Origin of the sequence: Paraburkholderia sp. BR13439 (genome assembly GCF_040948805.1) — a bacterium.
Taxonomy (GTDB): Bacteria; Pseudomonadota; Gammaproteobacteria; order Burkholderiales; family Burkholderiaceae; genus Paraburkholderia; species Paraburkholderia youngii.
The window spans coordinates 793,755-807,235 of the sequence record NZ_JBFPKN010000001.1 but is presented as its reverse complement, the minus strand read 5'-3'; the positions used below and the strand labels follow the sequence as shown (position 1 = coordinate 807,235).

The 13,481-nt window shown below is 66.3% G+C and carries 10 protein-coding genes; 6 read left to right on the top strand and 4 right to left on the bottom strand.

What is annotated here, in order from left to right; translation table 11 throughout:
* Nucleotides 1–154: 154 nt before the first annotated feature.
* The 3 genes from AB3X96_RS03730 to aspT (AB3X96_RS03720) form a co-directional block, all read right to left on the bottom strand.
* Nucleotides 155–1,819: a bifunctional aspartate transaminase/aspartate 4-decarboxylase gene (locus AB3X96_RS03730; protein ID WP_176109444.1), complete on the bottom strand. Its 1,665-nt coding sequence runs from the start codon at nucleotides 1,817–1,819 to the stop codon at nucleotides 155–157.
* 123 nt (nucleotides 1,820–1,942) lie between these two features.
* Nucleotides 1,943–3,625: an aspartate-alanine antiporter gene (aspT, locus tag AB3X96_RS03725; protein ID WP_368588616.1), complete on the bottom strand. Its 1,683-nt coding sequence runs from the start codon at nucleotides 3,623–3,625 to the stop codon at nucleotides 1,943–1,945.
* Nucleotides 3,626–3,759: 134 nt separating this feature from the next.
* Complete coding sequence (aspT, locus tag AB3X96_RS03720; RefSeq protein ID WP_368588615.1) at nucleotides 3,760–5,442, bottom strand: aspartate-alanine antiporter; 1,683 nt, start codon at nucleotides 5,440–5,442, stop codon at nucleotides 3,760–3,762.
* Nucleotides 5,443–5,903: 461 nt separating this feature from the next.
* Between aspT (AB3X96_RS03720) and AB3X96_RS03715 the strand changes: the two genes are divergently transcribed.
* A complete protein-coding gene (locus tag AB3X96_RS03715; protein WP_368588614.1) occupies nucleotides 5,904–6,899 on the top strand; it encodes a 2-hydroxyacid dehydrogenase in 996 nt (331 codons plus the stop codon).
* A gap of 44 nt (nucleotides 6,900–6,943) precedes the next feature.
* Here the strand turns inward: AB3X96_RS03715 and AB3X96_RS03710 are convergent, their stop codons facing one another.
* A complete protein-coding gene (locus AB3X96_RS03710) occupies nucleotides 6,944–7,564 on the bottom strand; it encodes a hypothetical protein (protein WP_368588613.1) in 621 nt (206 codons plus the stop codon).
* A gap of 100 nt (nucleotides 7,565–7,664) precedes the next feature.
* Here AB3X96_RS03710 and AB3X96_RS03705 point away from each other — a divergent pair, with 100 nt between their 5' ends.
* From AB3X96_RS03705 to AB3X96_RS03685, 5 genes are all read left to right on the top strand, one after another.
* A complete protein-coding gene (locus AB3X96_RS03705) occupies nucleotides 7,665–8,498 on the top strand; it encodes a crotonase/enoyl-CoA hydratase family protein (protein WP_368588612.1) in 834 nt (277 codons plus the stop codon).
* 34 nt (nucleotides 8,499–8,532) lie between these two features.
* Nucleotides 8,533–8,925: an SRPBCC family protein gene (locus tag AB3X96_RS03700; protein ID WP_368588611.1), complete on the top strand. Its 393-nt coding sequence runs from the start codon at nucleotides 8,533–8,535 to the stop codon at nucleotides 8,923–8,925.
* 173 nt (nucleotides 8,926–9,098) lie between these two features.
* Complete coding sequence (locus AB3X96_RS03695; protein ID WP_368588610.1) at nucleotides 9,099–10,256, top strand: MFS transporter; 1,158 nt, start codon at nucleotides 9,099–9,101, stop codon at nucleotides 10,254–10,256.
* 58 nt (nucleotides 10,257–10,314) lie between these two features.
* Nucleotides 10,315–11,475: an MFS transporter gene (locus AB3X96_RS03690; RefSeq protein ID WP_368588609.1), complete on the top strand. Its 1,161-nt coding sequence runs from the start codon at nucleotides 10,315–10,317 to the stop codon at nucleotides 11,473–11,475.
* Between the two features lie 125 nt (nucleotides 11,476–11,600).
* The gene (locus tag AB3X96_RS03685; protein ID WP_368588608.1) at nucleotides 11,601–13,394 is read left to right on the top strand and encodes a PQQ-binding-like beta-propeller repeat protein; all 1,794 of its coding nucleotides are present in this window, start codon (nucleotides 11,601–11,603) and stop codon (nucleotides 13,392–13,394) included.
* Nucleotides 13,395–13,481 lie beyond the last annotated feature (87 nt).

The following is a 13,481-nucleotide window of genomic DNA, read 5'->3' as shown; positions in this document are numbered from 1 at the left end:
CGGTGTGTGAATGTGAAGCGCAAAGGAACGAACGGCCTCGCCGCAGATACGCCGCTCGAGGCCGTTCGTCCGATCATTCACCGAACCGCGCGATTGCGCAAGTTATTTGGCCAGGGTCGCGGGCCGCCAGGCGCGACCAGTACACCCTCGCCAGTCACTTCATCACCTTGCTCTTGTCGAGCTTGCTGCCGGTCGCCGCGTTGTAGCGCTCGACATACTCCTCGATCAGCCTGCGCATCGCCCGACCGATCTTGCGATAGTCGGACTCGTTCAGATTGGCGAGCGACACGCGCCCCGACGGGTGCTGGGTGCCGAAGCCGCGGCCCGGCAGCAGCACGACACGCGCCTCGCGCGCGAGCCGGAACAGCAGCTCGGACGGCTCGGTGTTCTTCAGCAGCCAGTCGACGAACTCGCGCCCGTAGGCTCTTTCACCGAGGAATTCGATGTCGACGATCGTGTAGTAGTCGACCTGGTTCGGATCGTCGTCCTCGAACGCGATGCCCACTTCCTCGTACAGCGCCTGCTTGCGCTTGCGGATCAGGCGCTTCAGCGCGTTCTTGTACGCGTCGGGCGTGTCCATCAAGGAGAACAGCGAGAACAGCACCATCTGCACCTGCTGCGGCGTCGACAACCCGGCCGTGTGATTGAGCGCGACGGTGCGGCTGTCGGCCACGAGCCGGTCGATGAACTTCAGCTTGTCGGGCTCGGTCGTGATCGACTCGTAGCGACGATGCAGCTCCTTCTTCACGTCGGCCGGCAGTTCGCCTATCAGCTTGTCGAGCACGTTGTCGCGATGCGTGGCCACCGCGCCGAGACGCCAACCGGTCGCGCCGAAATACTTCGAGTACGAATAGACGAGGATCGTGTTCTTCGGCGCGAGCGCGAACAGCGACACGAAGTTGTCGGCGAACGTGCCGTATACGTCGTCGGTCAGCAGGATCAGATCGGGCCGATCCTTGACGATGTCCGCGACGTGCTCGAGGCTCGCGTCGTCGATCTTCACCGACGGCGGATTGCTCGGGTTGACGAGGAAGAACGCCTTCACTTTCGGATCGCGCAGCTTGTCGAGCTCCTGCTTCGAGTACTGCCAGCCGTGCGCGACGTCGGCATTGATATGCACGACTTTCAGCTGATAGTCGTTCAGCGCCGGGATCTCGATGTAGGGCGTAAAGATCGGCATGCCGAGCGCGATCGAGTCGCCCGCCTTGATCAGATGGTTCTCGCGCATCGTGTTGAAGATGTAGGTCATCGCCGCGGTACCGCCTTCTACGGCGAAGATGTCGAACTCGCCGATGAACGGATGCTTGCCGATCATCTCGCGGCGCAGATACTGGCCGACGATGATTTCCGACAGCTTCAGCATGCGGTCGGGCACCGGGTAGTTCGACGCGAGAATGCCCTCGCACATCTCATACAGAAAGTCGGTCCCGGACAGCCCGAGCTGATCGCGCACGTACGACACCGCGCCGCGCAGAAAGTCGATGCCGGGCACGCCGCGGTTCTCGCGTATAAACAGGTCGAAGCGCTCCGCGAGTCCGTCGCGGCGCGGAAAACCGCCGACGCCTTCGGGCATGTACGCGAACGAGCGCTCGGACTCGCGCATCGCGAACAGGCCGAGCTGCCAGAAGCCGTGGCGAGGGATCGTCGCGAGAAAGTTCGGATTGCCACGGCCGGCGTTGAGCATCGCGATGTTGGCGGCCCGCTCGACCGCGCCGCCGCCCGCGGCCTTGATCAGTTCGTCCTTCAGTTCGAACGGGCTCAGCGCGGCAAGACCCGCGTCCACGCCCGAGCGTTTCTTATCGCCCTTCTCTTTAGCCATGATGCGTTCTCCAGTGAAGAGGTGAAACACGCCGGCGTGGCGAGAAGTCCCGGTTGCGGCCGGCTACAGGGATCGATACGCAACGGCTTTCGATAACCGTGCGATCAACGTCGGGGGAGCGCGCTACACGAGCCCGACCACCAGCGGCCCGAGCAGTGTCAGCGCGACGTTCGCGATCGCATAGGTGATCGCGAACGGCACGGTCGGCACCGCGCTTTCGGCCTTATCGAGCACGCCGCCAAACGCCGGGTTGGCGCTGCGCGAACCGGACAGCGCGCCGGCCAGAATCGCCGCGTTGTTGTAGCGCAGCACGTAACGGCCGAACAGCATCGTCAGCAGCAGCGGAAACAACGTGACGAACACGCCGAGCAGGAAGATGGTCACGCCGCTTTGCTTGACCGTGACGACCGCCTGCAGGCCCGAGTTCAGACCGACCACCGCGACGAAGGCGGCGAGCCCGAAGTCCTTCAGCAATTGCGAGGCGGCCGATGGCATCACGCCGTACATCGGATGCTTGCCGCGCATCCAGCCGAACAGCAGGCCCGCCAGCAGACAGCCGCCGCCCGAGCCGAGCGTGAGCGGCACGCCGCCCACGTTGACGACGATCAGCCCGATCAGCAGACCGATCACGAGGCCGACGCCCATGTAGATGAAATCGGTCTTGTTGCTGTACGGCAGCTCGTAGCCGGCAGCTTCGACCGCGCGCTTGGTATCTTTCGGCGAGCCGTAGAAGGTGATCACGTCGCCGTGCTGCAGCTCGGTTTCGGGCAACACCGGCAGCGGCTGCCCGACGCGCGTGATGCTCTGCACGTAGACGCCGTGCCGCATGTCGCGATCGATCATCTGGCGCGCGGCCGCGATCGTCGTGTGATTCATGCCCTTGCGCGTGAACACGCCTTCGCGCGTCTGCATCACGACGCCGATGTCCTCGGCGTCGCCGACCTCGTTGCCTTTTGCGCCGAACGCGACGACCGCTTCGCGGCGGCCCACGACGAGCACGATGTCGTCGGGTTGCAGCACGAAGTCGGGCTTCGGCTCGATCTGCTGGGTACCGCGCTTGACGCGCTCGATCGTCAGACCTTCGCCGTGCAGCGACTCGACCGCCTGCACGCTCTTGCCGGCGCTGAAGTCGATCCGGTATGCGCGCCCGACCAGTTCGGGCAGCGCCGCCACCTGCCCCGGTCCGCGCGTCGGCGCGCCCGACGACAGCTCGCGCTCCGCCTCGATCGACGCTTCGCGCAAGCCCTGGCCCATGAACTTCGGCAGGATGTTCACGCACACGATGATTGCGCCGAGCGAACCGAACACGTAGGTGACCGCGTACGCGATCGCGACGTCCGATTGCAGCGATCTGACCTGATCGGCGGGCAGGCCGAGCCGCGCGATCGCGTCGCCCGCGGTGCCGATGATCGCCGACTGCGTGAGCGCGCCGCCCGCGAGTCCGGCCGCGAGCCCCTTGTTCAGATGGAACAGCTTCGCGCACACGACCACCGTGATCAGCGCGGTGACCGCGAGAAACACGGCCATCGCGATCTCGCGCAGCGTCTTGCGGTTCAGCGAGTTGAAGAAGCCGGGCCCGGAGTCGTAGCCGACCGCGTAGATGAACACCGCGAACATCACCGCCTTCACGCCGTTGTCGACCGTCACGCCCGCCTGGCTGATCACGACCGCCGCGAGCAGCGAGCCGCCCACGCCGCCGAGCTGGAACTTGCCGAAGTTGATCTGCCCGATGAAATAGCCGACCGCGAGCGACAGGAACAGCGCCATCTCCGGTGACTTGTGAAAGATGTTGTGTAGCCAGTCCATCGCGCCCTCGCTGAGTAGTTGTCGGGTTCGTTGGCGATACCCGGCACGGGTATGGCGCGCACCTGTGCGGCGCGAGCGCCTGATTTGCCGCGAGCTGCGAAACGCCGCGCGGCATGCGGCTTCGGCAAGTCCGGCTAGCCGAGCTTGCCGGCGAGGCCCACCACCACGGGCCCCATCAAAGGCAACAGGATGTTGGAGAGCGCATAGGTGATCGTGTAGCCGATCACCGGCGTGGAATTGCCGGCCACGCCGACGAGCGCGCTGATGGCCGGCGTACTGCACTGCTGGCCCGCGATCGCGCCGAGCAGCATCGGCGCTTCGAGCTTCAACAGCGCATGGCCGACCCATAGCGACAGCAGGCCCGGCACCAGCACCATCAGGATGCCGGCGAGCGGCAGCGCGAGCCCGTACTCGCGCACGAGCTTGATCGCGTCGGGACCGGCCGACAGCCCGACCGCGGCGATGAACGTCGCGAGTCCGAAGTCCTTGAGGATCTGCGCGGCCGCCGACGGCAGCGAGCCGACCAGCGGATGGCGCGAGCGGACCCAGCCGAACAGCAGCCCCGACAGCAGACAGCCGCCGCCTGTGCCGAGCGCGAGCGTCACGCCGCCGATCGTGCCGCCGAGCCGCCCGATCGCCATACCGACCAGCACACCGAGGCCGAGATAGACGAAGTCGGTCTTTTCGGTCGGCGGCAATACATAGCCGAGCCGCTTCGCGCCACGTTCGACGTCGGCTTTCGCGCCGACCAGCGTCAGCACGTCGCCGCGATGCAGATCGGTGCCGGGCAGCGCGGGAATCGTCGATTCGAGCCGCGTGATCGCGGCGATATAAACGCCGCGTGCGTTTTCCGGCTTGGCCTGCGCGCGCAGTTGCGCGACCGTCATCCCATCGACGTCGGGCCGCGTCAGCACCACGTTGAGCCGTTGCGCGAACACCTGGCCGAAGTCGGCGCCCAGCACCTCTTCACCGAGGCCAGCCGACGCCGCGACGACCGCCGCGCGACGTCCGGCGACGAGCACGACATCGCCGACCGCGAGCCGCGTCTCCATGGCGACCGGCAGGTCCGCGCCGTGGCGCTCGATCTGCTCGACGGTCAGGTTGTAGCCGTATTGCTCCTCGAGCGCGCGCACCGTGATGCCGGCGGCCTTGCCGATTCGAAACGCGCGGCCGACGAGCGCCGGCGCGGCCGCGCTCTGTCCTTCGCTGAACGCGCCCTCGCCGCCGAGCTTGCGCCACACGCGCTCGGCTTCTTCGCGCAGATTGACGCGCAGCAGCAGCGGTGCGAACTGGCTCGTAAACAGCACGATCGTGACCAGGCCGAACAGGTAGCTGACGCTGTAAGCGGTCACGATATTGGCCTGCAGACGCTGGGTTGCCGTGTCGCCGACACCGAGCTTCGCGATCGCCTCGGACGCGGTGCCGATCACCGCCGACTCGGTCGCCGCGCCCGCAAGCAGTCCAGACGCGGTGCCGACGTCGAGCCGCAGCACGCTGACCGCGATCATGATCAGCACCAGCACCGAGACGATTTCGATCAGCGACAGCAGCCCATAGCGCCAGCCGCGCCCAATGTTCGCGAAGAACTGCGGCCCGCCGGTGAAGCCGAGCGCGAAGATGAACAGCGCGAACGCGATGTTCTTCAGGTCGGGCGCGATGCGCGCACCGCTCTGCCCGAGCACGAGCGCGACGATCAGCGTGCCGCACACGCCGCCGAGCTGAATCGGGCCGATATGAAACGAACCAATGAAATAGCCAATGGCGAGACATGCGAATAGTGCGATTTCGGGTTGCGACCTCAGCAATTCACCGATCATGTTGGCTCGCCGATTTACAGTTGATTAACGAAAAACGGAACACCAACCGTTTGGAAACCGAATCAAACCGTCTGACAAAGGTGACGCGATGGTGACGTCGCGCGGGCAACGGGCGCGATGCACGACACATCAAAGAACGCTGCGATGACAGGAGAACCACGCAATGGATGCCGGAAGCGCCGCACAGCGGGCACCGGCGCGCCTGGACGAACGCACCGCCTGGCAATGCCGGCGGTGAAACGATTTCCCGAACGCCCGACAGTTACTCTTTCATCGCGAAGTCGCCTAACATCGTGGAAAAGATAATCTGCTGTTTGGCCAGTTTCTCGCCGCATGTTTGTACATGCTTTGTTCGGAATGCTCGTTATTTGATATTGCAGTTCGGCACCCCTGTCAATGTTATTTTTTACGAAAACCGACTTCGCAAATCACGTCTAAAGCACGCTTCTTCGGAGCCTCATATGCGCACGATCCTGTTCAGCAGTCGTCAATACGACGTCGATACATTCACTGAAGCCAATGCCGCGCATGGCTATGAACTGCATTTCCAGGAATCCCCACTCGACAGCGAGACCGCGATCCTCGCGCATGGCTACGAGGTGGTCTGCCCGTTCGTCAACGACAACGTCGACGCCGCCACGCTCGAACGGCTTCATGCGGGCGGCACGCGCATGATCGCGCTGCGCTCGGCGGGCTTCAATCACGTCGACCTCGCGGCGGCCGAACGGCTCGGCCTGCCGGTCGCGCGCGTGCCGGCCTATTCGCCGTATGCGGTCGCCGAGCACGCGGTCGGGCTGATTCTCGCGCTGAACCGGCGCCTGCCACGCGCTGTCGCGCGCACGCGCGAAGGCGACTTCTCGCTGCATGGGCTGCTCGGCTTCGACCTGCACGGCAAGACGGTCGGCGTGATCGGCACCGGCATCATCGGCCGGGTATTCGGGCGCATCATGGCGGGTTTCGGCATGCAGGTGCTCGCCTACGACCCGGGGCCGCACGCCGACGAACTGATCGCGCTCGGCGCGCGCTACGTGCCGCTCGATACCTTGCTCGCCGAATCGGACATCGTCAGTCTGCATTGCCCGCTGCTGCCCGACACCTATCATCTGATCAACCGCGCCGCGCTCGCGAAGATGAAGCGCGGCGCGATGCTGATCAACACCGGGCGCGGCGGGCTCGTCGAGGCGAACGCCCTGATCGGCGCGTTGAAGGACGGCCAGCTAGGCCATCTCGGGCTCGATGTGTACGAGGAAGAAGGCGGCATCTTCTTCGAGGATCATTCGAATCTGCCGCTGCAGGATGACGTGCTCGCGCGTCTGTTGATGTTCCCGAACGTGATCGTCACCGCGCACCAGGCGTTCTTCACGCGCGAGGCGATGACCGAGATCGCGCAGACCACGCTCGCGAACATCGCGGCGTGGCAGGCGGGCACGCCGCGCAACGTCGTGCAGGCGGGGTAGCGGTGATAACCGGGGCCTATGCGAGTTGCCGCGGACCGCGAAAGTCAGACGTCGCTGTCGCCCAGTTGGGTCGCGCGAAGCTCGGTGCGGGCATCATCGGCCGCGCCGCACAGCTCACGCAGCAATGCCGCCTCGCGCTCGTGCACTTCGACCGGACACCAGCGCGCGCCCGCCTCGGCCAGATAGCGCGCGCGATGCTGGCCGTTGCGAAACGCCACCACCCCCTCGCGCTCGATGCCGATCCAGCCGAGCAGTCCCGGCGCGCGTCGCGTGGAGATCGTCACGTAGGGCATCTGCGGAATGCGCGCGCTGTCGGGATCGAGAAACTCGCGAATGCCGCGGACCTTGCCCGCGTGCCATTCGGCGACCGGCTTCAGCACGTAATCGGTGTTGTCGCGATTCGCGCACACGAGCAGCTTGCGCAGATCGACGAGCACCACCTGGTGACGCGTGCCGTCGGTGACGAATACGCGCTTCAGACGCACATGGTCGTACCACGAATGCTCGCGCAACGGCACGATCCAGACCGTTTCGGCGCTGCCCGGCACGGCGACCGGCGATGTATTGGGCAAAGGCAGGGACAAAGGCACACTCGGCAAGCTGACGGCAGGACGCCAGCGCATTAATAGAGCGCTCACGCTACGAGCCGGATGTGACGAAAACATGACGGCCTACCGGATTAATTGCGCTGCATGAGCGGTTGGCAACACCGCCTGATCAGCAGGCGAATACGGCGCTTCAGATACCCTTCAGGTATACATAACGATGATAGCCACCGAACATTTCAATAGCCACGTGCGAATCGAGTCGCATGACGTCAACGGCGTCGCGACGATCGTGCTGGACAGGCCCGCGCGGCGCAATGCGGTCGACCGGCAGGTGGCCGACGCATTGAGCGCCGCGTTCAGCCGCTTCGAGGCCGAGCCCGCATGGCGCGCGGCCGTGCTGTTCGGGGCGGGCGGCACGTTTTGCGCGGGCGCCGACCTGAGCGCACTCACCGACGACACGCGTCGCAACGAACTGCACGCCGACGGCAGCGGCCCGGGTCCGATGGGACCCACACGCACACGCTTCAGCAAGCCGGTGATCGCCGCGATCGCCGGCTACGCGGTCGCGGGTGGACTCGAGCTTGCCGCGATGTGCGATCTGCGCGTCGTCGAGGAAGACGCTGTGCTTGGCGTGTTCTGCCGGCGCGTCGGCATTCCGCTGATCGACGGCGGCACGATCCGGCTGCCGCGGCTGATCGGTTTGTCGCGCGCGCTCGATCTGATCCTGACCGGCCGCGCGGTCGATGCGCGCGAGGCGCTCGCGTTCGGGCTCGCCAATCGCGTGGTGCCGAAGGGCCAAGCGCGCGCGGCCGCCGAGCAACTGGCCGCGGAGCTCGCGGCGTTTCCGCAGGCGGCGCTGCTCGCCGATCGCCGCTCCGCGCTCGAGAACAGCACGCTTGACGATCTCGCCGAGGCGTTGCGGCGCGAAGGCGCGGGCGGCTACGCGGCGGTCTTCGCGGAGGGCGTGGCGGGCGCGGCGCGCTTTGCGTCGGGCGCGGGCCGTCATGGCGACAGGTTCGACGCGGATCAGCCGGCGCTGCCCAATCGTTGAGACATGCTTACCTGAATCGAAGAGAGGAACTGCGATGGCTACGATCTACCGGGAAATCGCCGTGGAAACCGCCGCGGCCGATGCATGGGCCGCGCTGCGCGATCCCGCCGACGTCGCCCGCGCGTTCTCGGGCGTGCTGACCGAGGCGCGCATGGAAGGCGAGCTGCGCTGGGTCACGTTCGCCGACGGCACCGTGGTCGAGGAACGCGTGATCGCCGTCGACGATGCGCACCTGCGGCTCGCCTACTCGGTGGGCGGCGGACGCTTCGAGCATCATCACTCGACGTTGCAGGTCGTCGCCGAGACGCCCACGCGTTGCCGCGTGATCTGGATCAGCGACTTCAAGCCCGACGAGCGCGCAACCGTGGTCGAAATGCTGGTGGATGCGGGCTGCGCGGCGCTGCAGCGCAACCTGGCGCGACACTGAGCGCCGCTTTCCATAAAAACAACAGCCGCCCTGACGGCCTGCAAGGCAGATTTGACTTAGGTAGAATCCCCTACTGTTTTCCCCTATCCGGCGACAGCGTTTCCGCCTTCGGAAACGGCCGCCCGGCGCCTGTTTTTCGCGCCGCTTCACGCGCCACACCCCCCATCATCGCCATGCCTTTGCCTCTGCTTGCCCTTGCCGTTGCCGCGTTTGGAATCGGTACCACCGAGTTCGTCATCATGGGGCTGTTGCCCGACGTCGCGCGCGATCTGTCCGTGTCGATTCCGGCGGCTGGCATGCTGGTGTCCGCGTATGCGCTCGGCGTCACGATCGGCGCCCCGATCGTCGCGATCGCGGTCGCCAACATGCCCCGCAAGAAGGCGCTGATGAGCCTGATCGGCGTGTTCATCGTCGGCAATCTGCTGTGCGCGATCGCGCCGGGTTACGCGGTGCTGATGGCCGCGCGCATCGTCACCGCGTTCTGCCACGGCGCGTTTTTCGGCATCGGCTCGGTGGTCGCGGCAGGCCTCGTCGCGCCGAATCGCCGCGCGCAGGCGATCGCGCTGATGTTCACCGGCCTCACGCTCGCCAATGTGCTCGGCGTGCCGCTCGGCACCGCGCTCGGCCAGGCGGTCGGCTGGCGCGCCACATTCTGGGCCGTGACCGGCATCGGTGTGCTGGCGGCGGCCGCGCTCGCGGTGTGCCTGCCCGCGAAGATCGAGATGCACAAGGCGAGCCTCGTGCGCGAGTTCAGCGTGCTAAAGAACCCGCAGGTGCTGATGGTGCTCGGCATCAGCGTGCTTGCGTCGGCGAGCCTGTTTTCGACCTTTACCTACATCACGCCGATTCTCGAGGACGTGACCGGCTTCACGCCGCACGCGGTCACGCTGGTGCTGCTGCTGTTCGGCCTCGGTCTGACGGTCGGCAGCACGCTCGGCGGCAAGCTCGCGGACTGGCGGCTGATGCCGTCGCTGGTCGCGTTCCTGATGGCAATCGTCGTGGTTCTGTGCGTGTTCGCGGGCACGATGCACGCGCGCATTCCGGCGATGCTGACCGTGTTCGTGTGGGGTGTGCTCGCATTCGCGATCGTGCCGCCGCTGCAGATGCTGATCGTCGATCGCGCGAGTCATGCGCCGAATCTTGCGTCGACGCTGAATCAGGGCGCGTTCAACCTCGGCAACGCGACCGGCGCGTGGCTCGGCGGCATGGCGATCGGCGCTGGCGCGCCGCTGACGACGCTGCCGTGGGTTGGCGTCGCGACCGCGCTGGGTGCGCTGTTGCTGACGTTGTGGTCGGTGTCGATCGAGCGGCGGGTGGCGGTGGCGGGGTAATGCCGGTTCAGGCGCCGCGAGGTGCCCAACGTTCCCGCCCGTAGTGGCATCCCCGCCGATGAAAGTCATCCTCACCCGCGATTTCCTCGCGCTGATCCTGAGCGTCGCCGTCGTCGGACTCGGCAGCGGCGCCACCCTTCCCCTCACCGCCCTCGCGCTCGCCCAAGCCGGTTACGGCACCGACGTGGTCGGCCTGTTGACCGCCGCGCAGGCGGGCGGCGGTCTCGCCGTGGTGCCGCTCGCCGGGTGGATCGCGGCGCGCTTCGGCGGCCGTCAGGTGATCGTCGGCGCGGTGCTGGTGGTGGCCTGCGCGACCGCGCTGATGCAGCTCACCGCGAACCTGTGGCTATGGGCGCTGCTGCGCGTGCTGTGCGGCGCGGCGCTGATGCTGCTGTTCACGATCGGCGAAGCATGGGTCAACCAGCTCGCCGACGATGCGTCGCGCGGCCGCGTGATTGCGATCTACGCGACCAACTTCACGCTGTTCCAGATGTCGGGGCCGGTGCTGGTGAGCCAGATCGCGGGCTTCACGCAGGGGCGCTTTCTGCTGTGCGGCGCGATCTTCCTGCTCGCGCTGCCGCTGCTCACGGCGATCCGCGCCACACCGCATGCATCGAGCGAAGAACACGCCGAGCATGGCGGCTGGCGTCGCGTACTGCCGCGCATGCCCGCGCTCGTGATCGGCACCGGCTTCTTCGCTCTATTCGACACGATCGCGCTATCGCTGCTGCCGCTGTTCGCGATGTCGCACGGCATTTCGAGCGAAGTGGCCGTGCTGTTCGCGTCCGCGCTGCTGCTCGGGGACACGACGATGCAGTTTCCGATCGGCTGGCTCGCCGACCGGCTCGGCCGCGAACGGGTGCATATCGGCTGCGGCATCGTGGTCGTCGCGTTGTTGCCGCTGCTGCCGTGGGCAGTCGGCTCGCCGTGGCTGCGCTGGCCGCTGTTGTACATGCTCGGCGCGGCCGCGGGCGCGATCTACACGCTGTCGCTGGTGGCCTGCGGCGAACGCTTTCGCGGTGTCGCGCTGGTGTCGGCGAGTTCGCTGGTCGGCGCGTCGTGGAGCGCGGCGAGCTTCGGCGGCCCGCTCGTCGCCGGCGCGTTGATGAAAACGGTCGGGCACGATGCGGTGATCGGCGTGCTGTTGTGCGCGGCGCTCGCGTTTCTGGTGGCGGCGTGGTGGGAGCGTCGGCGGATCACGCTGCGGGCGGCGAGTTGACGATTAGACGCTAGTTGCTGGCTTTTACGATCTATACGCCGGGTGATAATCTTCAACCCACGTTGCGCGGGCACTCGACACGGCCCATATTTGGTGGTGCCACCGCAAGCAACGGGGAGTCCGCCATGGTCTCGATGCGCTTGTTGCTCCGTGCCAGCCTGTTGGGCACGGCGATCGCGGTAGCCGCGATCGTCGCCGCAAACTGTGGAGGCGGCGGAGGCGGAAACAGCAGTGCCCCGACGGGCACGAGCGCCGGCGGCAGCGCCTCATCCGGCGCATCGACCCCAGCCGCGGCAAGCGGCGGCAGCACCACCACCGGTGGCACCACGAGCGGCGGCACCGGCACCGGTAGTACCGGCACCTCGGGCAGTGGCTCGGGCACGTCGATGGGCGGTACATCGACGGCAGCCGTGCAGGACGTGCTCACTTATCACAACGACATTGCGCGCACCGGCCAGAACCTCGGCGAAACCACGCTGACGCCCGCCAACGTGACGGCCGCGAAGTTCGGCAAGGTCGGCTTCTTTAGCGTCGACGGCAAGATCGACGCGCAGCCGCTATTCGTCGCTTCGCTGGCGATCGCGGGCGGCACGCACAACGTGCTGTACGTCGCGACCGAGAACGACACCGTGTACGCATTCGATGCCGACACCGGCGCGACCCTGTGGCAGGTGCGCACACTCGGCAGCGGCGAAACTCCGAGCGACGATCTCGGCTGCAGCCAGATCGTGAACACGATCGGCATCACCTCGACACCGGTGATCGACCGTTCGCGCGGCACGCACGGCACGATCTATGTCGTCGCGATGTCGAAGGACGCGGCCGGCGGCTACCATCATCGCATTCACGCGCTCGACCTCGCGACCGGCGCCGAACTGCTGAACGGTCCCACCGAAGTCGCCGTCGCCTCTTACCCGGGCACCGGCGCGGGCAATACGAACGGCGTCCTGCCGTTCACCACGTCGTTGTACGCGGAGCGCGCGGGGCTGCTATTGCTCGGCAGCACGCTTTACACGTCATGGACCTCGCACTGCGACCACGGCGGCTATACCGGCTGGATCATGGGCTACGGCGCCGACACGTTGCAGCAGACCACCGTGCTCAACGTGACGCCTAACGGCATCGGCGGCGCGATCTGGATGAGTGGCGCGGGACCGGCGTCGGACGGCTCGTCGATCTATCTGCTCGATGCGAACGGCACCTTCGAAACGACGATGACCTCGAGCGGCTTTCCGGCCAACAACGACTTCGGCAATACGTTCCTGAAGCTCGGCACGTCGGGCGGCCTGTCGGTCGCGGACTACTTCGCGATGACGAACCTCGTGCAGGAGTCCAACGACGACATCGACCTCGGCTCCGGCGGCGCACTGGTGCTGCCGGACCTGACCGACGCGAACGGCGTCGTGCAGCATCTGACGCTCGGCGCGGGCAAGGACAGCACCATCTACGTGCTGAATCGCGATTCGATGGGCAAGTTCAACCCGACGACCGACAACATCTATCAGGAGATTCCCGCGCAGCTGGCCGGCGGCGAGTTCGGCATGCCCGCCTATTTCAACGGGCGCGTGTATTTCGGCTCGGTCGGCGATCATCTGAAGGCATTCACCGTGACCAATGCGAAGCTGTCGATCACCCCAACCGCGCAAAGCGCGATGACGTTCGCCTATCCCGGCACGACGCCGAGCATCTCGGCGAATGGCACGACGAATGGCATCGTATGGGCCGCCGAAAACGGCAACGTCGCGGCACTGCATGCGTTCGACCCGGTCACGCTCAACGAGCTTTACAACAGCAACCAGATGGGCACGCGCGATCAATTCGGCACCGGCAACAAGTTCATCACACCGATGATCGCGAACGGCAAGGTGTATGTCGGCACGACGAACGGCGTGGCCGTGTTCGGCTTGCTGGGTGGGTGAAGCGGACGACGCGCCGGGTCGTTGCGACACGGCGCGCCCGCGGTCTCGCACAAACGACGAGGGCCGGCATTCGTTGCCGGCCCTCGT